Below are 22,813 nucleotides of genomic sequence, written 5' to 3'. Positions count from 1 at the left end.
TATCATTTGATTTGTCAATTTAAGCTAGACAAATGTGATTCATCGATGTAACTCAAAAACACTTCCAAAGGCGTTCGATAATTTAGTGATTTTCTAGGGATTTTATTTCTCTTGTCAGCTACTGCGGACACAAAGTTCTGATCGACTTCGTTGAAGTCCATTTCTTTTGGCAAACCATCTTTTCGAAGTAAGCCATTTGATTGTTCATTTAAGCCACGTTGTGAAGGTGTTCCTGGGTCTCTAAAGTAGATTGAGACATCATGTTGGTTGGACAACGATTTCCAATTACTAAATTCTTTCCCATTATCAAATGTGAAAGACTTAAACAGATTTCTTGGAATAGATTGAAACCACTGTGTTAGCGTTGTTTCAATGTCACTTGCTTTTCTACCTTCTGGCTTTAAAGTGATGATAGCTTTAGATAGACGTTCCACCAATGTGATAACTGCGCTTTTATGATGAGCACCAACGATTGTGTCACCTTCAATGTGACCAAATTCATCTTTAAATAGAGGATAGTCTTTATCTCTTTCAGAGATATGTCGTTTGAAAGCTTGCTTTCCACGTCGTTCGTTGTGTCCATTTGGTTTTCTTTTGCCCTTCATAGGGAGCGTTGTTCTATCAAAGTAACCGTCCTCAAAGCGACGATATAAAGTTCTCATTGAACAACTGATGGGCTGTTCAGCACGCCCAATAATAACGTCCGGCGTCCATCCAAGGGAAACCTTTTCCTTGACGTATTCCTGCTCTTTTTTAGGCAAGGAGATCTTACGTCTACCGCATCGCCTTTTGTTTTCCTTGTAGCGTTTGTAGTAATTGATCGCTGAGTGACCCTGCTTCAAAAAGTTAATGACGTTATAAATGGGTTGACGCGAACGTTTTAAGCGTTCAGCGATAATCGCAACTGAAATATTTTGATGATAATAAGCTTCTATCATTACTAATTCATCCGTGGTAAGATGGGTGTAGGTCATTTATGATCACTCCTATTCTTCGTGGTGGAAGTATAGTAAGAGTGTATCATAAATGACTTTTTTAGTTGTCTAGCTTAATTTTACAATCTGCGTCATATGAAAACATATTAAATAAATAACACTGATATTTGTTCTATCACCGTACTATTTTATCAGACAAAGCATTGAAATGAAATCAAATTTAGCTTTTTTCTGGATAAAATAAAAATAGAACTTGATAATCTTGTTGTTATGGCTTATATTAGTACCAAGTACTAAATGAAGTGATTTGAATTTAAGCGAGGGGTTATATAAATGGCTACTGGGATTATTGGTGTCGGGCATTATTTGCCAGACGATATCTTAACAAATAAAGATTTAGAAAAAATGGTTGATACGACAGATGAATGGATTCGTACACGAACTGGGATTGAAACACGTCATATCGCTAAGGAAGAAGACACATCGGATTTAGCATATCAAGCTGCTAAAATGGCGATTGAAAATGCTAATTTAACACCAAATGATATCGATATGATCATCGTATCAACTGTTACAGCTGATCAATCATTCCCTTCTGTTGCATGCCAAATTCAAGAAAAATTAGGTGCAAGTCGAGCTGCTGCAATGGATATTGGTGCAGCGTGTTCTGGATTTATTTATGGAGTAGTTACTGCACAACAATTTGTTAATAACGGTGTATATAAAAATATCTTAGTCGTAGGTGCTGAGAAGCTTTCTAAAATTACTGATTGGACAGATCGAAATACGTGCGTTCTTTTTGGAGATGGTGCAGGTGCAGCGGTAATTGGAAAGGTATCTGAGGGACATGGTATTTTATCATTTGAACTTGGTGCAGACGGGACAGGTGGAGCGTCACTTTATCAAGATGATAAAAGCATTCAAATGAATGGTAGAGAAGTATTTAAGTTTGCCGTCCGCCAAATGCCTGAGTCAGCTGAAAACGTCGTTAAAAAAGCCGGTCTGTCAAAAGCTGATGTTGATTATTTAATTCCACATCAAGCGAATTTTCGGATTATGGAGGCTGCACGTGAACGTTTAGCGATTAGTAAAGAGAAAATGTCTTATTCAATTAATAAATATGGTAATACATCAGCTGCTTCAATACCGATTGCCTTATCAGAGGATGTTCAAGCAGGGAAAATTAATACTGGTGATGTTATCGTCTTGGTCGGATTTGGTGGCGGATTAACTTGGGGTGCTTTAACACTTCGATGGGGTAAATAGCAAATAAAAAAATCAAGAGGAGGATGCCTAATGGGACAAAAACGTGTTGTGGTAACAGGTATGGGTGCAATAACACCTTTAGGTTCGACTATAGATCAATTTTGGTCGAATTTGATTGCTGGTAAGTCTGGGATCGATTTTGTAACGAAAGTAAATAAAGATGATTTCCCTGCAAAAGTTGCCGGTGAAATAAAAGATTTTGATCCAATCTTATATATGGATAAAAAAGATGCAAAAAGAATGGATTTATTTACACAGTATGCTTTAGCAGCAGCTAAATTAGCTGTCGATGATGCTAAACTTAAAATTGATGAAAGTAATGCTGAACAAGTAGGCGTATGGGTTGGCTCAGGAATTGGTGGAATGGCCACGTACGAAGAGCAATTTAGAATTTTTATTGACAAAGGTTATCGACGAGTCAGTCCATTCTTTGTACCAATGCTAATTCCTGATATGGCTGCTGGTCAAATTTCGATCCATTTAGGAGCTAAAGGGATTAACTCTTGTACAGTGACTGCTTGTGCAACTGGTACTAATTCAATTGGTGATGCATTTAAAGTGATTGAACGTGGCGATGCAGAAGTAATGATTACCGGTGGCGCGGAAGCACCATTAACGAATATGTCCTTTGCAGGATTCTCTTCTGCACGTGCGCTATCATTTAATCAAGATCCAAACACAGCAAGCCGCCCATTTGATAAAAATCGTGATGGTTTTGTCATGGGGGAAGGGGCAGGAATTCTAGTATTAGAATCTCTTGATTCTGCTCTGAAAAGGGGTGCACACATATATGCCGAAATTGTCGGGTATGGTGCTACAGCCGATGCTTACCATATTACTGCACCAGCTCCTGAAGGCGAAGGTGCACAGCGCGCTATGAAGCAAGCAATTGAAGACGCGGGATTAACGCCTGAAGATGTAGATTATATTAATGCACATGGGACAAGTACTGCCTTTAATGATAAATATGAAACTACAGCAGTGAAAGCTGTTTTCCAAGATCATGCGTCACAGTTAATGATCTCATCTACTAAATCGATGACAGGTCATTTACTAGGAGCAGCAGGTGGTATTGAAGCAATTGCTTCTATTAAAGCAATTGAAACAGGAATTGTACCGCCGACAATCAATTACGAGACACCTGATCCAGATTGTGATTTAGATTATGTAGCAAATCAGGCGCGAGAAGCTACAGTTAATGTAGCATTATCTAACTCACTCGGTTTTGGTGGACATAATGCTAGTTTAGTTTTTAAAAAGTATCAAGCATAAATTAGTATTTAATGAAGCTATTAATTAAACTGGCATAAAACTCACCTTTACGTTAGTTACCCTATTTCTTATTTTTATCCTAATGCCGGTTTATAATAGAAGATCTTTCATATTTATATGAAAGGTCTTTTTTTTTATATAAAACATAGACTTTAGTAGAAAGGACAAGCCATAGGGAGGAATAGTGATGTTGTTTTTAATAGGATTTGGCCTTACCGTTGCTGGTGGCGTTATGATGATCTTATATTTAAATCTTGTACCGGCCGGATTATCATGGTCAAGCTATTGGGGCTTTGTCTTAAGGCAAACAGAATGTCAGCTATTCTTCGTTGGTTTGTTATTAATGATTCCTGGATATTACCGGATTTTAAAACGCATGAAATGAATAAAACTGTAAAAATTGGTGATACTATTTTTTAAAGATGAATAAGTGAGGGTTGTTCATGCTCGTTTTGAATGACGTATGGGTTAATTGGTTTGAAGGTGAAGATAAAGGGTATAATGTCTGTCCGTTCTTTGAATGGAGAAAACGAGACAAAATTGAATTACTTGATACAATACCACTTTTATATATTGAAAAGGAGTTATATCAATATATAGAGAATGATCTTGATGATTTACCAGAAAGATTATTAATGAAGATTCATAATCGAGCGATAAAAAATGGCCGTACGATTGAATATGCCGCAGTTGTTACAGATGGAGAAGGAATTATTGCATTTGATACGATGGGATACCGGATTCCATTGAAGAAAAGCCGCTTAATTCCTCGTCACGAACGCCGTGTTTATCAGATGATTCGGATGATTAATCCGATGTCTATTTCAATGAAAAAACTTCGCAATCAAGAGTCTAATCATATATTCTCCTTATCTCGTGAAGCTATGCTTGGGTTGAGTCGGCGTGAGCGAGAATTAAAACAGCTGGTCATGCTTGCGCTAGATCAGTTACGCGAAGGTAAGAATTTGGATGAGGTTCATTATTGGTTAACAGAATGGGAGCCGGAACAGTATCAATTAATTCAAGGATTGTCTTTTCAAAAGGCTTGGGATCGGCTTTATCAGCATATTTATCATGGTTGGACTATTAAGCATGAACAGTTTTGTCAACAAATTATTAAGGGTCAGCCATTGTTTGAACAATTGTGGGATAAAGCAAATCAAATTGATAATGATACACAAATCAAGCGGATTAAATAGACTTAGTATTATGGCTGTTACTTATTTATAATCATGTTTTTCTCCTTGTATGACCAAAACCCTAAGTAGCAGCCATTTAAGTACTAATGATAGATAATCTACTTACAAATTAGGTTGTACAATATATAACGTTGGTGAGTTTGAAAACTTACTAACGTTATTTTTTTATTATAAGTATGCATTTACCATATATAAAGATTAGTTTTATTCACACATACAACAACGGTCGAATTGAAGGGATTAACAACAAGATCAAGGTACTAAGCAAAGTCGCATACGGTTATCGTAATTTTTATAATTTCAAGAAACGAATGATGATTCACTTCAAGTTTAAATCAATAGAAACAAATTTGAGTAAAAAAATGCAAAAAGAAACACGATATGAAGCAGCCATTTAATTTAGACGTGAAAAACAGCAGGTGAAATACACGAGACTCCTGCGGGAAGAGCACGAGCTGAAGATCAACTAAGGCAAGCGCTCTTTGCTTGCCTTAGTTAGCTAAAAGCCGTGCCCGCGGAAAGCGAGTGTATTTCACCTGCGGTGAATAAGTTGTATCTTTATTAAAACCAATATAAATTTATTCTCGACTAATTATAAACCTACCAACACTATTTAACATTGAACCACATATTATCGTTTTTTAACTCGGCCAAGTCCCATAGCTTTTTTAGCTTTAGCTAATGTTTTATTAGCAACGAAACTTGCTTTTTCAGCTCCTTGATCTAAGATATCATCTAGTTCTTGAGAATCGATGATTTGATAGAATCGTTCTTGGATCGGTCTTAATTCATTAACGACAGCATCAGCGACATCTTGTTTGAATTGTCCGTAACCAACACCGCGATATTTTTCTTCTATTTGTTCTAATGTTTGATTTGTACAACTTGCAAGAATCGTCATCAAGTTGCTTATGCCTGGTTTCTGCTCTTTATCGAAACGAACGACACCGTCTGAATCTGTCACAGCGCTTTTTATCTTTTTCTCAATTTGCTTTGGTTCGTCGAGCATATAAATGGTTGCTTTTTGGTTAACATCTGATTTACTCATTTTCTTTGTCGGCTCTTGCAGTGACATGATTCTTGCGCCAACTTCTGAGACCTTGATTTGTGGAATTGTAAAAATATCGTTGTACTTGTTGTTAAATCGTTCAGCTAAATCACGTGTCAATTCTAAGTGCTGTGTTTGGTCATTTCCAACAGGTACTAAGCTCGTATTATATAGTAGAATATCTGCTGCCATTAATGGTGGGTAAGTGAGTAAGGCTGATGACACTGCTTCCTTACCTTTTGACTTATCTTTAAATTGTGTCATTCTTTCCAACTCACCAATATAGCTTTGTGTCTGCATAATCCAACCTAATTGTGTATGGGCTGGTACTTCTGATTGAATAAATAATGTTGCTTTATTCGGATCGATTCCGCTAGCAATATAAAGTGCTGCAAGCTCTCGGATGTTCTTTCTTAATTTTAGTCGATCCTGTGGTACTGTAATGGCATGCTCATCGACAATACAGAAATAACAATTATAGTCTTCTTGTAATTCTACAAACTGTTTCATTGCGCCTAAATAATTTCCTAATGTTAATGAACCACTAGGTTGAATCCCTGAAAAAATTGTTTCCATTTGTTTCACCAATCCTTTTTAGCTAAATATAGTCAAAAAAATAAAAAAACCCATAATCCGAAATTATCATAAAGGGACGAATAGATCGCGGTGCCACCCTAATTATCTCGGAAAATGAGATCACTTTAGATCTGATAACGTTTGATCAAAACGGTATGTTATCCATACATGCTCGAAAGCCCCAATTTCATCACAACTTGGTGTCTGTTTCCAGCGACCAGACTCTCTTGTAAACCAGTGGTTATGAATCCTAAACTTTGTCAACGCACTAAAATATAATTATTCATATTATAATCAATTCCACTAAGTAAGGCAAGTCGACATATGTAAGTATGAATAGGTAATATCGATGGGGTTTGGCTGGTAAATCAGATTTCTTTTAAAATTGGGGAAACGTGGTATAATATGAGTAGCTTTATAATTAACTAAAATCAAGCTTGAAAGGATTTTTTATGATGAATATAGAAGCAACTGATCGAGCTTTAAAATGGTTCAAAGAAGATTACGGTGTAAATGAAAGTGAATATGTGAAGTTCTACCCGCAAATATATGGGACAAGTCCAGTTCAAAAAAACTTTGCCTTAGCTTTCTTGAAAGTCGATCAACCGATCGGCGAAGCAATTATTTTTGAAAGAGATAAAGTTCGTTTCCTTGTAGAACAAGACGATTTATGGTTTTTTGATGGTCATGATTTAAAAATTGACTATTTAGAAGAACAAGACGAAATTACATTCGAATATCATAAATAAAACAAAACCAGCAACAAGATCACTGTTGCTGGTTTTAGTTTACGTGAATAATGACGCGTTGGTATCTAGTTAAAGCGGGTGTCCCGTTGTCTGTGACCGCTAATATAATATGAATCGTACCAGTTCGGAATATATTTTCACTTGGTACAATAAAATAAGCTTCTTCTTGATCAGCGTGATGAATATTAATGGATTCGGGGGTCGTTGGATGACTGAATGTAAATGATCCTGCTTCTGGATAGTAAAACCAATGATAAGACAATTGATCACCATCAGGGTCGAAGGAACCTTTCGCGCTAAGCTCAATTTTATCACCAGGTCTAGCAGATAAAACATTGGGGTGATTTAACTGAGCAACTGGTGGGTGATTCGCTTCATCAACTTCCTTAATCGTCCAATCCATTCGTGCACTAAAGTCATTTTGAAATGCTTCTCTAAATCGCCAAATCGTGGCATGATTACTCGTATGCCAATGCTCGTCAATGCCTAAGACTTCATCCATACAGTCTGAATATATTGGTCTTGTTTCTGCTTCTAAAAAGTATTTCTGCATTCTAGGTGTATATAGTTCATAGCGTCCTCCCCAGCTACCCCACTCTGGATGTTCTGGATTACTAAGTCCATTATGTATTAAATAGAGAAAAGTAGGTGAATCTCCTTCCATTAAATACTTACTTTCAGGGTATTTTGCGCCAAGCGGACCTTTGCACCTAATATTTTCCTCAAGCCAAGGATTATCAACAATGTCAAAGTTAGCACCAGTAAATCGTCCATGGAACCTGTCTCCACTAATTCCACTCCACGTTGCATAGTGATATGCACCACCATCATGAAAGCCTGGACTAGTTATATAGAATAATTGCGGAAATGTTTTGCGGAGCCACGGACCAGTATCATCCTGATCAGAAGTTGTAAAGACACGGAGCTGTGCAATGTAATGATCGAATTCTTCTGGAGAACAGATTTGTTTCAGTTTCCAGAGAGCTTGAGCAAGCACGTTCGTGCCACCCCAGCACAACACCCATAATGGACGATGGTCTTGTCGTTTAATTGCTTGTGTTAAACGTTCAGATCCAGCTGAATCCTTGTCTTTACCGACTCCTTTGAACCCATAGACGGGAAGCCCCTCACTAATTACGCATTTAAGTTGATCAGCTGTTGGAAAACCTTGTTCATGCTTTTCTAATTGATCTCTAACCTTTCCATAAGCAGTGACAATCTCTTCAATCCGATGTTTTGCCGTCCGATCCTTTAAATGAATTGACGTTGTGGCTACAAGTCCTTCAATATCCCATTGATTAGCATATACAAGAAATCGAACGAGAGACATCGCATCATCAGGTTCATTTTCGATATCAGTTAAGACAAAAACGCGTGTCTTTTTCATCTGTCTAATCCCCTTATTATTTAGTATAGTCATATACTTCTATATATTAACAACTTTAATATATCGTGAAGTTTCATTCAAGAAAACTTGTATAATCTACTATGATTTGTGAATTCTATTAATAGAAAAAGGAAATCAAATAATGCAAAAATTGCATAAATTATGTTTAAAACGTTTATAGGAAGAAATTACATAGGTCAAATCAATGATTTTAAAAAACTTCTAACCCTTTGAGAATCAAGGAATGTGAGATTTAACTGAAAATTGCTATATTTGCGAATATTATCTTATTATTCGATTAATATTGCATTTTTAAAGCCAATCCAATATAATTCTTTCTATGCAATTAAATGCATGCCCATTTTTAGATCTAAATATTTAGTCCTTTAATTATTTTTCTACATACGTAGATATTTTAAAACAAGTTTATACAAAAGTATTTATATTTTAATCTCTACTAAATTTTCTAAATATAGAGATTTTTTATTGCAGGTTAACTGTCGATGCCTTTTTTATGTAAAAGGGTAGTTGATTAATTATTTAAATCTCACATTTGACGACAGTCAGCCTACTAAAAAGCATTCATAATTAATCATTTAGATCTTTTGTATAAAAATGCTTGATAAATTTCAAAGGATAGAGAGTGAGAGAGGAGAGGTTTTAAGTGAGTAACGAAGAGCTATTGAAAATTAAGAATTTACAGACCTCCTTTCGAATTCGCGATGATTATTATGCGGCAGTTGACAACGTCTCATTAAATGTGAGAAAAAATGAAGTCTTAGCTATCGTAGGAGAGTCAGGATCAGGGAAAAGTGCGTTAGCTTTTTCAATCATGCGCCTGCATAATCGCGCGAAAATTGAAGGGGAAATCTTATTTAAAGGTGAGAATGTAATTGACATGTCAGCTTCACGTCTTAATGAGATGCGAGGTAAGGACATGGCGATGATTTTCCAAGACCCATTAACTGCATTGAACCCATTAATGACAGTAGGGCAACAGATCGGTGAGGCGCTCTTTTTACATGACCGTAAATTAACGAAAAAGGATGTTCAAGATCGAGTAATTGATTTGCTGGATCAGGTTGGTATTCCTCGACCAAATTATGTGATTGATCAATACCCACATGAATTATCAGGTGGAATGCGCCAACGTGTCATGATCGCAATTGCGATTGCTAATGACCCAGAGTTGTTAATTGCAGACGAACCAACTACTGCTCTGGACGTAACAATCCAAGCGCAAATTCTCGATTTGATTCGAGACCTTAAAGAAAAAATGGACGCAGGCATTATTTTAATTACGCACGACCTTGGAGTTGTGGCGGAGATGGCAGACCGTGTAGCGGTAATGTATGCGGGGGAAATTGTTGAGATTACCGATGTGAAAACATTGTTTGAAAACCCGAAACATCCATATACACGTTCATTATTAAATTCAGTTCCTAATTCAACAGATTCTAAAAAACAAGAGAAGTTACATGTTATTCAAGGGATTGTCCCTTCATTAGCTCACTTACCACGAGTAGGTTGTCGCTTTAAAGATCGGATTCCTTGGATTGATGATTCTGCACACGAGGAACACCCAGAATTAAGAGAAATTGAGCCAGGACACTTTGTCCGCTGCTCATGTTATCAACATTTTTATTTTCCAGATAAAGAGGGGGTCGAAAAGAAATGACCTTTCTTGAGATAAAAGATTTAAAAGTTCATTTCCCGATTCGAGGAGGAATCTTGAATCGTAAAATCGACGCAGTTCGTGCAGTCGATGGGGTATCTTTTCAAATAGAACAAGGAACGACTTATGGTCTTGTTGGTGAATCAGGTTCAGGTAAGACAACGACAGGTCGAGCTATCATTGGTTTAAATGATATTACATCAGGTCAAGTGCTATTTGAAGGAAAAGATTTATATTCGAAAAAGAATAAAAAATTAGACTTTAGACGCGATATTCAAATGATCTTCCAAGACCCGTATTCATCACTTAACCCGAAAAAACGTGTCCTTGATATCGTCGCTGAACCACTTAGAAACTTTGAAAAGATGACGAAGAGAGAAGAGTTATTTGAAGTTATCGGTTTATTGGAGAAGGTTGGTTTATCTGAAGAGAGTATTTATAAGTACCCTCACCAATTCTCAGGTGGACAACGTCAACGTATTGGGATTGCCCGTGCGATTGCCCTAAAGCCAAAACTGATTATTGCTGATGAGCCTGTATCTGCACTTGACGTATCAGTTCAAGCACAGGTGCTTAACTTTATGCAAGATATTCAGAAAGAACTGAATTTAACGTACTTATTTATTAGTCATGATTTAGGTATTGTTAAACATATGAGTGACCGGATTGGCATCATGTATAAAGGTCGTTTTGTAGAAGAAGGGGATACAGATGATATCTTCTCTAATCCACAACATATTTATACGAAGCGCTTAGTTGCAGCCATTCCAGATATTAATCCAAATAATCGAGCAAAGCAAAAGGAATTTAGAGAAGCTGTTCAAAGAGAATATGAACAAGATTATGATAAGTACTTTGATGAAAAGGGCTTAGCTTATCCATTGCGTCGCCACTCAGACACTCATCTTGTTGCTTTGCCAGAGAGAGGGTGAATGACCGATGTGGAAATTTATTATTAGACGCTTAATTACAACATTACCGCAAATTCTTTTACTAAGTGTGCTGATCTTTTTAATGGCACAACTCATGTCGGGTGATGCATTAACAGGTTTAATTGATCCAAACCTTGACCCTGCAACAATCGCAGAACAGAGAGAACGTCTTGGTTTAAATGATCCTTGGTATGTTCAGTATGCAAACTGGATTTCTAGTGCAATAAAAGGTGATTTAGGTCAATCGTTCCGATTTAAAATGGATGTTACTGAGTTAATCGGTCAACGTTTAAACAATACGGTTTGGTTATCACTAACAACGTTAGTGTTTACGTATTTAATTGCCATTCCACTTGGTATTACAAGTGGTCGTTACAATGATACGTTACGTGATCAGTTGATTACAGGTTATACGTATGTTGGTTTTGCAACACCATTATTTATCTTTGCCCTTGTTGCTTTATGGATTTTTGGTTTCAACTTAGGTTGGTTCCCAACGGGATCAAGTGTGCAAGCAGGTTTAACACCAGGTACATTTGAATACGTGTTAAGTCGAGCGCATCACTTAATGTTACCATCTTTATCAATGGCATTGATTACAACGGTAAGTACCGTTCAATATTTACGTAATGAAATTATTGATACGAAACAAAAAGATTTTATCTTAACTGCTCGTGCTAAAGGTGCTTCAGAATCACGTGTCTATAACCGTCACGTGCTGAGAAACTCACTATTGCCGATTGCTGCATTTTTCGGATTTGAGATTACAGGGTTAATTGGTGGGACCGTGTTTATTGAAACCATTTATAGTTATCCTGGAATGGGCCTTCTATTTATGGAGTCAATCATTCAGAGAGACTATAGTGTCGTAACGTCGGTCGTGTTATTATTCGGAATTGCTTCTATCTTAGGAGCGCTACTTTCTGATATTATCCTAAGTTTAGTTGACCCAAGAATTCGAATTAAGTAATTGAGGAAGGAGTGAGTGGAGTGGAAGAAACAAAAGTAGAAACAGTAAATTTAGATGCTAAGAAACAGAAAAAGGCACACCGCAGTCAAAGTGGTTTAAACATTCTTTGGCGCGAAATCGTGCGTGATAAATTAGCTTTATTTTCATTAATATTCTTTGTTGGGATTACTGTCATTGTGTTTGTAATCTCTGGAATATTAGATTTAGAGGAAATTGTAAAAGTTGACCTATTTGCGATTCACGAACCACCAAGTAGTAGATTCTGGTTAGGAACAGACTACGGTGGACGTGACGTTTTCGGTCAGTTAATCATCGGTACACGAAACTCATTATGGATCGGTTTTGTCGTAACCTTCTTAACTGGGGTTATCGGTGTAACATATGGCTTAATTGCTGGTTACTTTGGTGGAAATGTTGATAACGTTATGATGCGTGTGTTAGATTTCTTCCAAATCCTACCGTTCTTAATGATCGTTATCGTATTTGTTGCGATTGTACCAAGCTATAGTACATTAGCTTTTTCATTAATTATGACCGCCTTTTTATGGATGGGTATTGCCCGTTTAATTCGTTCAAAGGCATTACAAGAGCGCGAGTTAGATTACGCGCAAGCATCAAAAACATTAGGTACACCACAATGGAAGATTATGTTTAGTCAAGTGTTACCTAACCTTAGTTCAATTATTATTGTTTCAATGACATTGAACTTAGCAGCAAACATTGGTTTAGAATCAGGTCTATCTTTCTTAGGCTTTGGTTTCCCTGAATCAACACCAAGTTTAGGTACATTACTCAGCTATGCAAGAAACCCACAAACATTAGAGTACCGTTGGTGGATTTGGTTACCAGCTGCGATCTTAATTTTCTTATTAATGCTTAGTGTCCGAAATGTCGGTGAAGCATTGAAAAGAGCAACAGACGCAAGACAGCGTCGTGGTTAAATATTTATATGTCTTAATTTATAAATAAAATAATTTTTATTGTGCATATATAAATAAAGCACAATTAATTATAGATAAAATTGAAGGGGGAAGTCATACAAAATGATAAAAAACAGCATGAAAAAGCTTTCAGCCGTTCTTTTAGTAGGATTAGTATTAATTCTTGCTGCATGTGGTGAAAAAGCTGATGATCAGATTTTTTCTATCGATGATTTTGACAAGATAAAAACAAATGAAGGAGAGGCAATTGAAGGTGGTACAATCAATTATGGCCTTGTAACAGATTCTCCATTTGAAGGAACATTAAACTATACCTTCTATTCTGGAAATCCAGATGTTGAGATTATTGACTGGTTTGATGAATCACTTTTAGCGATTGATGAAAATTACAATTTCACTCAAGATGGCGCAGCAACTTTTGAGGTGAATCAAGAGGAAAACTCAATTACATTCACAATTAGAGATAATGTGAACTGGCATGATGGTAAGCCTGTAACAGCAGAAGACTGGGTATTTTCTTATGAAGTAATTGGTCACCCAGAGTATGATGGTGTTCGTTACAATTCTGATTTTACAATTATTCAAGGTATGGAAGCATACCATAAAGGTGAAGCAGATTCTATTTCAGGAATTGAAATTCACGATGAAAAGTCATTTACAATTACTTATGATCAATTTACACCTTCTTTATTAGCAAGTGGTGTTTGGACATATGCAATGCCTAAGCATATTTTTGAAGATATTCCAGTAGCAGAAATGTCTTCATCAGATGCAGTTCGTCGTAACCCAATCGGTATGGGACCATTTAAAGTAGACAGTATTGTACCAGGTGAATCGGTAACTTTAGTGAAAAACGAAGATTACTGGAGAGGTGAACCAAACCTTGATGGCGTAACGATTCGTGTTGTGAACCCGAACGTTGTTGTTCAATCTGTTAAAAATGGTGAAGTTGACTTAGTTTCTTCATTCCCTACTGATCAGTATCCAGATAATAAAGATTTATCTAACGTTCAGTTCTTAGCAGATGTTGAAAATGCTTATACGTATATTGGTTTTAAATTAGGAAAATGGGATGAAGAAGCTGGCGAAGTTGTTATGGACCCAGATATGAAGATGGCTGACGTAAACCTACGTCGTGCGATGTGGTATGCAGTTGATAATGATACAATCGGTAAACAGTTCTATAATGGTTTACGTTGGAATGCAACAACTCTAATTCCACCTTCACACCCAGATTATCATGATGGAACGATTGAAGCTCCACTTTATGATCCGGAAAAAGCAAATGAAATCTTAGATGAAGCAGGCTATATTGACGTTGACGGTGATGGTTTCCGTGAAGACCGCGATGGAAATAAATTAGTGATTAACTTTGCATCAATGTCAGGTGGAGATACAGCTGAACCAATCGCACGCTACTACATGCAAGCGTGGGAAGCAGTTGGACTAAATGTTCAATTACTAGATGGCCGTTTACAAGAATTTAATACATTCTATGACCGTGTAGAAGCTGATGATCCAGCTATTGACATTTACCAAGGTGCTTGGGGTGTTGCATCTGACGTTGACCCATCAGGATTATATGGCCGAAATGCTGCATTTAACTTCCCACGTTATACAAACGAAGAGAATGATCGTTTATTAGCTGAAGGTATTTCTGAAGCAGCTTTCGATCAAGAGTATCGTCAAAATGTTTATAAAGAATGGCAGAAGTTAATGGTAGAGGAAGTTCCAGTATTCCCAACAGTTTACCGAGCAAAACTTGTACCTGTTAATAACAGAGTATTAAACTATGCTGTTGGATTTGATTCATCAACTGGTATTTACCGTCATGAACTAGCTGTATCACAAGACGAGCCAGTTAAAGCAGAATAATAAATCACAACCCAACCTCAAGCGAGTCATTGTTACTCGTTTGGGGTTTTTTATACTTCAATTGTCTAAATATCTGTTTACACGTATCAATTTATCGTATTTTCTTATATAATGGGGATTAGGTGAGAAGCTATAAAAAGTAGTAACTAGATAGAAAAAATGAAGTGTTTATAACTATCTTGTTGATATTGTATAGCGGAATAATGACTTGGGGGTAGAGAGCATGTTTAAACAACTTAGAAAGGGTTGGGTTATTTTTGCGATTATAATAATCAGCTTATTAATAAATCAACCAACGATAATGGCAGAGAATTCAGAACAACTTATTGTTAATGATCATTCAACCAGAGAGACGCAAATTCAGTTAATTGAACCAAATAGATTTTTAGCACGTTTTACATATAATTCTGGATATACTTTTAATTATCCGGATCATGTACGAGGAATTTACGTAACAGGTCATTCCGCAGGTGGTGCCCGTTTTCAAACATTATTAGAGCTTGTAAAGTCGACTGAATTAAATGCAATGGTAATCGATATTAAAGATGATTATGGGAACTTAACGTTCAGACCAGATGAAAATTCCCCATTTTATGATATTTCAAAACCGTACATTGGTGATCCAGTGAAAATGATGGAAGTATTAGAAGAAAATCAAATTTATCCTATTGCTCGGATTGTTGTATTTAAGGATAGTGTTTTAGCTAAGCAACGTCCAGACCTCTCATTTCTCGAAAACGGTAACGTGTGGGTAAATAACAGAGGAGAGGCCTTTGTTAACCCATATGAAAAGGAAGTATGGGAGTATAACGTAGAAATCGCTAAAAAGGCGGTTGAACTTGGTTTTCAGGATATTCAATTTGATTATGTTCGATTTCCAGAAGGTTTCGAACTTCGTGACGATATCTTGCAATATGGTTTAGGAGACTATGCTGATTTAGATATGGAACCAGTGAAAAAACGTGTTGAAGCAGTAACAGACTTTGTTGCATATGCTAGAGAAACATTGAATCAATATGGTGTCGATGTATCAGTTGATATCTTTGGTTATGCTGTTACAGTTGAGGAAACACCAGGGATTGGACAAAACTTTTCTCGTATTTCAGAAAATGTTGATGTCATTTCATCAATGATTTATCCAAGTCACTGGACACCACACTTTGGTATTGATTTTCCTGATAAAGAACCGTATCGTTTAGTAAATGAGTACAGTAAGCTTGAAAATAAAGTATTAGGTGCTTTAGATAATCCACCAATATCTCGTCCGTGGATTCAAGACTTTGAAGCTCCGTGGTTGTATAGTGGTCCAACATTCCAATATGGTGTTGCAGAGGTTGAAGCGCAAATTCGCGCGTTAAATGAGAATGGTATTAATGAATTCTTACTATGGAATGCAGGTAACGTGTATACAGAAGGAGTAGACTATACACCACTTGATTAATTTTTTTACTTATTATAAACGATATCTGATCGTCATATATCTATATGTAGATGAAATAACTTTTTTCAATTAACGAATGTTTTACTGATGCTAATTGAGAAAAGTTATTTTTATTTGTTGAGATATAGTTTAAAAGCATAAAAATAGGGAATACCGTGTAAAAGCGATCATTTCAATATCACTAATTGTGTAAATACTTTGTAAATATGTATCAGGGTCTATTAATATAACACAATATGTAGTATAATAATAATTAGTTATTACATTATACTTATTGTCATCTGATAATGAAATGAAATAGTGAACAATTAAATTTATATATATGAGGAGTGAAGTCAAATGGTTACACTTTATACCTCGCCGAGCTGTACATCATGTCGGAAAGCGAAAGCATGGTTAGAAGAACACGATATACCTTATCATGAAAGAAATATTTTCTCCGATACGTTGACAATTGATGAGATTAAGGAAATTTTGAGAATGACTGAGGATGGAACAGATGAAATTATTTCAACTCGTTCTAAAGCATTCCAAAAGTTAGAAGTTGATATTGAACAAATGTCATTGAAGGATTTAATCGACACGATTCAAGAAAATCCTGGTATCTTAAGACGTCCAATTATTCTAGATGAGAAACGACTACAAGTCGGATATAATGAAGATGAAATTAGACGCTTTTTACCTCGTAAGGTTAGAAACTTACAATTACTTGAAGCTCAAAGAATGGTCAATTAAATTTTCATACTTACTGTAAAAACACAGCCATAAACATCGTTATCGGTTGTGTTTTTTCGTGATTCCCTTGATAAATTAGGATGACAATTGTTGATAAATACGTTAAAATAGGTATTTAATATGAATACATTTTAGAAATGCTTAGCACAAGTTTAAATAGGGTAGAGTAAGATATAAATAAAGTGAATGGCGATGGACCTTTTTTTGAAAGGGGAGAAGCTGGATGGAAATTGAAAGAATTAATGATAATACAATTAAATTTTATATGTCGTATTTAGATATTGAAAATCGAGGCTTCGATCGTGAAGAAATTTGGTATAGCCGCGAGCGAAGTGAGCAACTGTTTTGGCAAGTGATGGACGAGGCGGGCGATCAAGAGGCTTTTGATATGGATGGTCCTCTTTGGATTCAAGTTCAAGCGATGGAGAAGGGCTTGGAGATTACAGTCACTAAAGCACAACTCTCAAAAGAAGAACAAGATTATCAAGTACCGAATGAACCATCACAAATTGATGAAGGATTAAATGAACGTCTTGAGGATTTATTAGATATGCAGCTTGGCGAGAAAATTCGCAAAGCATCGCGTGAAAAGCAAGCTAAGCAAGATAATCAAGCACGATTAATTCAACATACAGTTGCCTTTAAAGACTTTGAGGACGTTATTCAATTAAGTCATCAGATTAACTTAGTAGACGGGATATCGAGCGAATTATACCATTATCATGAGCGCTACGTCCTAATTGTTAAATTTGATGATGATGTGATTGATGACCATGTTCAAGATAATTTATTGAGCATTATTTATGAATATGGAAATAAGGAAAAGGATACTATCCCAGTCATTTTAGAATATGGTAAAGTTATTTTCGCTGAAAATGCTTTAGAACAAACTCAACATTATTTTAAATAGCTTTAAGCAATGGTCAATAGCCGAACAGGATCGGTTATTGACTTTTTTATTGAAAAAAGGGAAATTAGAGTAGAGCGTCGAATATAGACATATCACAATATAAAAGGAAGGTGGAAAATGCTTCAGGCTGTTTCAAAGAATGGTCAATTGGTTACCCTCGCACTCCTCTCTAAATCAAAAATCAGTCAACTTAAGCAAGAAAACTCCCCGTTCTATTGTCCTATTTGTAAGAGTAAATTAGTCATTAAAGCAGGAACAAAAATGATTCCCCATTTTGCTCATCGAACAACAGAAAACTGTCCTAATCGTGTTGGTGGTGAGGGTGTGTATCATGAAAGAGGTAAGCTGGATTTGTTTACATTGTTTAAAAGCTTAAACTTAAATGTCAAATTAGAATGCTTTTTTCCCGAGATTAAGCAACGAGCGGACCTTTTGATTCAATTTAAGAAGAAACGATTAGCAATCGAATACCAATGCGCGACGATTCCTGTAAGTGAGATTGTATCACGAACGAAAGGTTATCAATCAATTGGAGTAACGCCATTATGGATTTTAGGTGGTAATCGGATGCGGCGATTAGGTAAACAAGGTCTATTTTTAACTCCTACTGAACAATATTTTCTTCATCAATTCTCAAATGATCCAGTAGCGAAAATATATTTTTATTGTCCAAATGCTCGACAATTTGCTCGGTTTGATCTAGCTTGTTTAACTGGCTATAATCGTGCTATTGGTAAGCTTAAATTTTATCCATCAGCCTCAATTCATCTCGAGAATTTTTTTGAGAAGAAGTTAATCAATCATCTCACCCATGAATGGTTATTAGAGAAACGACGCTTCAGATTAAATATCCCTCAAAAACTCAACCCCCGTGAGCAAAAATTTAGAGAATGGCTTTATATAAATCAGCTATTTCCATCACTATTATCGAGTTGGGTTGGTTTGCCTGTCAATGGTCAGTGGAAAATGAAAGTGTCAGCTTGGACTTGGCAGACATACTTATGTTATGATTTTCTTAATCACTTTCCGCAATTTACTGTTAATCAATTGAATCGTTATATGCGAACGTTTATTAATCATCAAGATCAGTATCCTTTACTCCAACAAGTGGTTGATCCGGTTTCAGACTATTTGGCCTATTTTATTAAGCTTGGTAAAATGACAAAGATAGATGATCAATACATTTTCCATGGATCAATTAATCAGCATGCATCTGTTGAAGAGGCATTAAGGAGTGATCGATTACTTCATAATAAATTAATCGAGTAGTTTTGTTCAATAAAATTGCAAGGATTGCGGTATAATAAAGTGGAAATATCAACCGACAAAATTATTGCAAATGGTTGAAATTAAATTAATAAAAATTAATCATCAAATAAGAATCTTTGTTAATTAACAAGAGTAAGATCAAATGGCAAGATTCTTCGAAAAACAAGGGAGGAAGTCATTTTGACAAAAGAAGCGAGTAAATTACAGTCAAGGGAAGAGATTCCTGTAGAGAGAACGTGGCGATTAGAAGATATTTTTGCTACGGACGACATTTGGGAAGAGGAGAGAAAGGCAGTTACTGAGGAGTTGAAGAAGTTTTCTGCTTTTAAAGGCACTTTAGCAGACTCTGCTGATCAGCTCTATCAGCTGCTTACATTAGAGGATGCTGTATCTGAACGAATTGGTAAGCTATATACATATGCCCACATGCGTCATGACCAAGATACAACCAATTCATTCTATCAAGCATTAAATGCGAAAGCACTAACGCTGTATACTGAAGCAGCTAGCGAAATGAGCTTTATTGTTCCGGAAATTTTAGCAATTGATAAGGAAAAACTTGATCAGTTCGTTAAAGAAAAACCAGAACTTGAACTATATAATAAAGTATTAACAGATATAGTTCGTCAAGCTGAGCATGTATTATCAGAACAAGAAGAAGCACTTCTAGCGCAAATGAGTGAAGTGATTGATAGTTCTTCACAAACATTTGGTGCCCTTAATAATGCCGATTTAACGTTCCCAACAATTAAAGATGAAGACGGCAACGAAGTAGAATTAACACACGGTCGTTACACTAATTTTATGGAATCAACTAAACGAGCAGTTCGTCGTGATGCATTCTTAGCTATGTATCATACGTATAAGAAGTTTATTAACACATTTGCATCCACATTATCTGGCCAAGTGAAAAAAGATAATACGATGGCAAAAGTACGAAAATATACATCTGCTAGAGCAGCTGCTTTAGACCGAAATAACATTCCAGAAACTGTTTATGATAACTTAGTTGAAGCAGTTAACGATAGAATTGATCTTTTACATCGCTATGTAAAATTACGTAAGAAAATTCTTGGTCTTGATGAGATGAACATGTACGATATGTACACACCTCTCGTTAAGGATGTTGATTTTAAATATACTTATGAGCAAGCACAGCAAATTTTAATCGATGGCCTTGCTCCACTTGGGGAAGAGTATATTGAGCGAATGAAGGAAGGTTTTGACAACCGCTGGGTAGACGTTGAAGAAAATAAAGGTAAACGTAGTGGAGCATATTCATCAGGAGTATATGGTACTAACCCATATATTTTAATGAACTGGCAAGATAACCTAAATAACGTCTTTACACTAGCTCACGAGTTTGGTCACTCAATGCATAGCCTATATACACGTGAAAACCAACCTTATCGCTATGGTAACTATTCTATTTTCGTTGCAGAAGTTGCATCAACGTTAAATGAATCGTTACTAAATGAGTATTTAGTTAAGCGTACAGAAGATCCAAAAGAGAAACTCTACTTACTAAATAACTTCTTAGAAGGCTTTAGAGGTACTGTTTTCCGTCAGACAATGTTTGCTGAATTTGAGCATTTAATTCATAAGCTTGATCAAGAAGGTGAAGCATTAACACCTGATACATTGACTAAACATTATTATGAGTTAAATAAGAAGTACTATGGTGAAGATGTCATTCATGATGAAGAAATCGGCTTAGAATGGGCACGTATCCCACACTTCTATTACAATTATTATGTTTATCAATATGCAACAGGCTATTCAGCAGCTCAAGCCTTATCACTGAAAATCTTAAAAGAAGGAAAACCTGCAATTGATCGCTACTTCGGTTTCTTAAAAGCAGGAAGCAGTGATTATCCAATTGAAGTATTAAAACAAGCAGGTGTAGATATGACTGAGAAGACACCGATCTTGCAAGCACTAGATATTTTTGAAGAAAAACTGAACGAAATGGAAGCATTATTTGAAGAATTAAACTAAGTAATAAGAAACCTGCGAGAATTTAATTATCTCGCAGGTTTTTGATTTGGTAATATCTAACGTTTTGTGTGCGAACGCACCATCTCATAGTGCGTTCGCACCCAAAATTAAAAATTCGCACTATACAATCAAAATTTCGCACTCAAAATTAGAATTTCGCACTCAAAACTAAAAATTCGCACTCAAAATTAGAATTTCGCACACGATTAGTTTTCACTCGTAAAGTTTCGTGCTTGATTTGCAGATTTACCGTGAACGAGATAGTAAATTGCAATACATAATATTAAAATTCCTGCCATGATCAAGTATAGTTGTCTAAAGCCCATAAGTGGTAGGATAAATCCTAATAAAAATGGACCTACTCCAATTCCGAAATCAAAGCAAACAAAAAATGTTGATGTCGCAAGTCCAATTCTTTCTTTAGGAGCTTTTGAAATAGCAATTGTTTGCGTACTTGACTGGATTGTACCACAGCCAATACCAATTAATGCACCAGCAAGTAATAATGTAATAGCAGAGTTAGTTTGACTGAAAATAAGCATTCCAACAGTAAAAATAATTAACGAAGCATAGATAACAGGATTTTCTCCTTTTAAGTCATACATTTTACCGCTAAACGGTCTTGAGAGTATTAAACAAATGGCATAAAAGATAAAGAAGAAGCTAGCGGCATTTACTAAGTTAATCTCTGTAGCATATTGAGTTAAGAATGAGAGAATACTTGAATAAACAAATCCGATTAAAAGCACAACAACCCCAATCGGAAGCGTAGTCTTTTCGATATAATCAGTTAGCTGAAATTTCGACTTCATTTGTTTTTTCACTGTAGATAATTCGACTAATGGCATTTTGATAAAAAATGAAATAAGTAAAGAAATCGTAGCTAATAATAATGTGAAAATAAATAAAATCAACATATTGTAGCGTTGACTAATAAATAATCCGAAAAAAGGTCCGATTGCAGCGGCTAAGTTTGTACTCGTTGCAAAATAGCCAAGTCCTTCTCCGCGTCTTGTAATCGGCACGAAATCAGCAACAATCGTATTTGTAGCTGTTGTACTAATCCCAAAAGAAAATCCATGAATAAAGCGTAGGATTAATAAAAGAACGAGAGAATCGACGACGAAATAAAAAATCATAAAGCCGAAAAACATCACTAATCCGAACACTAATAATTTCTTTTTACCAACCTGATTGATGATTTTGCCTGCAATAGGCCTAATTAAAACTGCACCTAGTACAAAGATACTTGATGCTAAGCCAGCAACGCTTTGACTAGCTTGAAAATGACTACTCGTATATGTCGTTAAAGTGACCATTAACATATAAAAAGCATTAAATAGCAAAAAATTCGTTAATGAAATAATAATAAAATTGCTTGTCCATAATTTAGATTCATGTTGCATTAAATACTGTCTCCCTTATTTAATTTCTGTCTATTAGGCTGTTTTGTGTCGATTCAAAAAAACTGCATAAAAGCCCACTATTAAATATAGCTAATAATATCTAGAAAAGCCAACATAATCGTAGTTGGTAATTGTAAGCAAAAAAAATAATCGACAGTTCATGAATGAATGATCGATTATTTAAAACCTCTAAATGTATGACGTTGTAATAAAAAACTGAGAAGAAGAT

The 22,813-nt window shown here is 35.8% G+C and carries 19 protein-coding genes, 1 pseudogene and 1 other annotated feature; of the genes and pseudogenes, 16 read left to right on the top strand and 4 right to left on the bottom strand.

The window, feature by feature from the left end:
- Positions 1 to 14: 14 nt before the first annotated feature.
- Positions 15 to 974, bottom strand: coding sequence for an IS30 family transposase (locus AXY_RS09165; RefSeq protein WP_015010526.1), 960 nt, complete (start codon positions 972 to 974; stop codon positions 15 to 17).
- A 294-nt stretch (positions 975 to 1,268) separates the two neighbouring features.
- Here AXY_RS09165 and AXY_RS09160 point away from each other — a divergent pair, with 294 nt between their 5' ends.
- The 5 genes and pseudogenes from AXY_RS09160 to AXY_RS12615 all read left to right on the top strand — a co-directional run.
- A complete protein-coding gene (locus tag AXY_RS09160) occupies positions 1,269 to 2,201 on the top strand; it encodes a beta-ketoacyl-ACP synthase III (RefSeq protein WP_015010525.1) in 933 nt (310 codons plus the stop codon).
- Positions 2,202 to 2,231: 30 nt separating this feature from the next.
- On the top strand, positions 2,232 to 3,473 hold the full coding sequence (gene fabF, locus AXY_RS09155; protein WP_015010524.1) for a beta-ketoacyl-ACP synthase II: 1,242 nt from the start codon (positions 2,232 to 2,234) through the stop codon (positions 3,471 to 3,473).
- Between the two features lie 187 nt (positions 3,474 to 3,660).
- Positions 3,661 to 3,858, top strand: a complete 198-nt coding sequence (locus tag AXY_RS09150; RefSeq protein ID WP_015010523.1) for a hypothetical protein — start codon at positions 3,661 to 3,663, stop codon at positions 3,856 to 3,858.
- A 58-nt stretch (positions 3,859 to 3,916) separates the two neighbouring features.
- Entirely contained in the window at positions 3,917 to 4,672 is a 756-nt protein-coding gene (locus AXY_RS09145; RefSeq protein WP_015010522.1) for a YjbA family protein, read from the top strand.
- Positions 4,673 to 4,842: 170 nt separating this feature from the next.
- Positions 4,843 to 5,070: pseudogene (locus tag AXY_RS12615) on the top strand (transposase); the annotation flags it as partial.
- A gap of 233 nt (positions 5,071 to 5,303) precedes the next feature.
- Here the strand turns inward: AXY_RS12615 and trpS are convergent.
- Positions 5,304 to 6,296 carry a tryptophan--tRNA ligase gene (gene trpS, locus AXY_RS09140; protein ID WP_015010520.1) on the bottom strand — a complete coding sequence of 331 codons (993 nt, stop codon included), beginning with the start codon at positions 6,294 to 6,296 and terminating at the stop codon, positions 5,304 to 5,306.
- A gap of 69 nt (positions 6,297 to 6,365) precedes the next feature.
- Positions 6,366 to 6,569, bottom strand: a binding site (T-box leader).
- A gap of 182 nt (positions 6,570 to 6,751) precedes the next feature.
- On the opposite strand from trpS, the gene AXY_RS09135 reads away from it, so the two are divergent.
- Positions 6,752 to 7,045, top strand: a complete 294-nt coding sequence (locus tag AXY_RS09135; protein WP_041450159.1) for a HesB/YadR/YfhF family protein — start codon at positions 6,752 to 6,754, stop codon at positions 7,043 to 7,045.
- A 34-nt stretch (positions 7,046 to 7,079) separates the two neighbouring features.
- On the opposite strand, the gene AXY_RS09130 is transcribed toward AXY_RS09135, so the two are convergent.
- Complete coding sequence (locus tag AXY_RS09130; RefSeq protein ID WP_015010518.1) at positions 7,080 to 8,432, bottom strand: DUF1593 domain-containing protein; 1,353 nt, start codon at positions 8,430 to 8,432, stop codon at positions 7,080 to 7,082.
- 664 nt (positions 8,433 to 9,096) lie between these two features.
- On the opposite strand from AXY_RS09130, the gene AXY_RS09125 reads away from it, so the two are divergent.
- The 10 genes from AXY_RS09125 (at position 9,097) to pepF (ending at position 21,178) form a co-directional block, all read left to right on the top strand.
- The gene (locus AXY_RS09125; protein ID WP_015010517.1) at positions 9,097 to 10,110 is read left to right on the top strand and encodes an ABC transporter ATP-binding protein; all 1,014 of its coding nucleotides are present in this window, start codon (positions 9,097 to 9,099) and stop codon (positions 10,108 to 10,110) included.
- Complete coding sequence (locus AXY_RS09120; protein ID WP_015010516.1) at positions 10,107 to 11,039, top strand: ABC transporter ATP-binding protein; 933 nt, start codon at positions 10,107 to 10,109, stop codon at positions 11,037 to 11,039. Before AXY_RS09125 ends, AXY_RS09120 begins: the two co-directional genes overlap by 4 nt.
- 7 nt (positions 11,040 to 11,046) lie before the next feature.
- Positions 11,047 to 12,009: an oligopeptide ABC transporter permease gene (gene opp4B / locus AXY_RS09115; protein WP_015010515.1), complete on the top strand. Its 963-nt coding sequence runs from the start codon at positions 11,047 to 11,049 to the stop codon at positions 12,007 to 12,009.
- A 20-nt stretch (positions 12,010 to 12,029) separates the two neighbouring features.
- On the top strand, positions 12,030 to 12,950 hold the full coding sequence (locus AXY_RS09110; RefSeq protein ID WP_015010514.1) for an ABC transporter permease: 921 nt from the start codon (positions 12,030 to 12,032) through the stop codon (positions 12,948 to 12,950).
- Between the two features lie 102 nt (positions 12,951 to 13,052).
- On the top strand, positions 13,053 to 14,825 hold the full coding sequence (gene opp4A, locus AXY_RS09105; RefSeq protein WP_015010513.1) for an oligopeptide ABC transporter substrate-binding protein: 1,773 nt from the start codon (positions 13,053 to 13,055) through the stop codon (positions 14,823 to 14,825).
- A gap of 223 nt (positions 14,826 to 15,048) precedes the next feature.
- Positions 15,049 to 16,266 (top strand): putative glycoside hydrolase, encoded by a 1,218-nt coding sequence (locus tag AXY_RS09100; RefSeq protein WP_015010512.1) that lies wholly within the window; start codon positions 15,049 to 15,051, stop codon positions 16,264 to 16,266.
- Between the two features lie 339 nt (positions 16,267 to 16,605).
- On the top strand, positions 16,606 to 17,001 hold the full coding sequence (gene spxA, locus AXY_RS09095; RefSeq protein WP_015010511.1) for a transcriptional regulator SpxA: 396 nt from the start codon (positions 16,606 to 16,608) through the stop codon (positions 16,999 to 17,001).
- Positions 17,002 to 17,224: 223 nt separating this feature from the next.
- Positions 17,225 to 17,911, top strand: coding sequence for an adaptor protein MecA (gene mecA / locus AXY_RS09090; RefSeq protein ID WP_015010510.1), 687 nt, complete (start codon positions 17,225 to 17,227; stop codon positions 17,909 to 17,911).
- A 117-nt stretch (positions 17,912 to 18,028) separates the two neighbouring features.
- The gene (locus AXY_RS12305; RefSeq protein WP_015010509.1) at positions 18,029 to 19,180 is read left to right on the top strand and encodes a competence protein CoiA; all 1,152 of its coding nucleotides are present in this window, start codon (positions 18,029 to 18,031) and stop codon (positions 19,178 to 19,180) included.
- A gap of 180 nt (positions 19,181 to 19,360) precedes the next feature.
- Positions 19,361 to 21,178, top strand: a complete 1,818-nt coding sequence (gene pepF / locus AXY_RS09080; RefSeq protein ID WP_015010508.1) for an oligoendopeptidase F — start codon at positions 19,361 to 19,363, stop codon at positions 21,176 to 21,178.
- A 206-nt stretch (positions 21,179 to 21,384) separates the two neighbouring features.
- Here pepF and AXY_RS09075 read toward each other — a convergent pair whose 3' ends face one another.
- Positions 21,385 to 22,584 (bottom strand): MFS transporter, encoded by a 1,200-nt coding sequence (locus AXY_RS09075; protein WP_015010507.1) that lies wholly within the window; start codon positions 22,582 to 22,584, stop codon positions 21,385 to 21,387.
- Between the last annotated feature and the right edge of the window lie 229 nt (positions 22,585 to 22,813).

The sequence above is a fragment of the Amphibacillus xylanus NBRC 15112 genome, assembly GCF_000307165.1.
Lineage (GTDB): Bacteria > Bacillota > Bacilli > Bacillales > Amphibacillaceae > Amphibacillus > Amphibacillus xylanus.
This window is presented reverse-complemented; position numbering and strand designations above follow the sequence as displayed.

What these genes read in the sequence shown, in the direction of transcription:
- opp4A (WP_015010513.1), top strand. Translation starts at nt 13,053, where the DNA reads ATGATAAAAAACAGCATGAAAAAGCTTTCAGCCGTTCTTTTAGTAGGA.
- fabF (WP_015010524.1), top strand. Translation starts at nt 2,232, where the DNA reads ATGGGACAAAAACGTGTTGTGGTAACAGGTATGGGTGCAATAACACCT.
- mecA (WP_015010510.1), top strand. Translation starts at nt 17,225, where the DNA reads ATGGAAATTGAAAGAATTAATGATAATACAATTAAATTTTATATGTCG.
- AXY_RS09120 (WP_015010516.1), top strand. Translation starts at nt 10,107, where the DNA reads ATGACCTTTCTTGAGATAAAAGATTTAAAAGTTCATTTCCCGATTCGA.
- AXY_RS09145 (WP_015010522.1), top strand. Translation starts at nt 3,917, where the DNA reads ATGCTCGTTTTGAATGACGTATGGGTTAATTGGTTTGAAGGTGAAGAT.
- AXY_RS09150 (WP_015010523.1), top strand. Translation starts at nt 3,661, where the DNA reads ATGTTGTTTTTAATAGGATTTGGCCTTACCGTTGCTGGTGGCGTTATG.
- spxA (WP_015010511.1), top strand. Translation starts at nt 16,606, where the DNA reads ATGGTTACACTTTATACCTCGCCGAGCTGTACATCATGTCGGAAAGCG.
- AXY_RS09100 (WP_015010512.1), top strand. Translation starts at nt 15,049, where the DNA reads ATGTTTAAACAACTTAGAAAGGGTTGGGTTATTTTTGCGATTATAATA.
- AXY_RS09165 (WP_015010526.1), bottom strand. Translation starts at nt 974, where the DNA reads ATGACCTACACCCATCTTACCACGGATGAATTAGTAATGATAGAAGCT.
- AXY_RS09135 (WP_041450159.1), top strand. Translation starts at nt 6,752, where the DNA reads ATGAATATAGAAGCAACTGATCGAGCTTTAAAATGGTTCAAAGAAGAT.
- trpS (WP_015010520.1), bottom strand. Translation starts at nt 6,296, where the DNA reads ATGGAAACAATTTTTTCAGGGATTCAACCTAGTGGTTCATTAACATTA.
- opp4B (WP_015010515.1), top strand. Translation starts at nt 11,047, where the DNA reads ATGTGGAAATTTATTATTAGACGCTTAATTACAACATTACCGCAAATT.
- AXY_RS09160 (WP_015010525.1), top strand. Translation starts at nt 1,269, where the DNA reads ATGGCTACTGGGATTATTGGTGTCGGGCATTATTTGCCAGACGATATC.
- AXY_RS09130 (WP_015010518.1), bottom strand. Translation starts at nt 8,432, where the DNA reads ATGAAAAAGACACGCGTTTTTGTCTTAACTGATATCGAAAATGAACCT.
- AXY_RS09075 (WP_015010507.1), bottom strand. Translation starts at nt 22,584, where the DNA reads ATGCAACATGAATCTAAATTATGGACAAGCAATTTTATTATTATTTCA.
- AXY_RS12305 (WP_015010509.1), top strand. Translation starts at nt 18,029, where the DNA reads ATGCTTCAGGCTGTTTCAAAGAATGGTCAATTGGTTACCCTCGCACTC.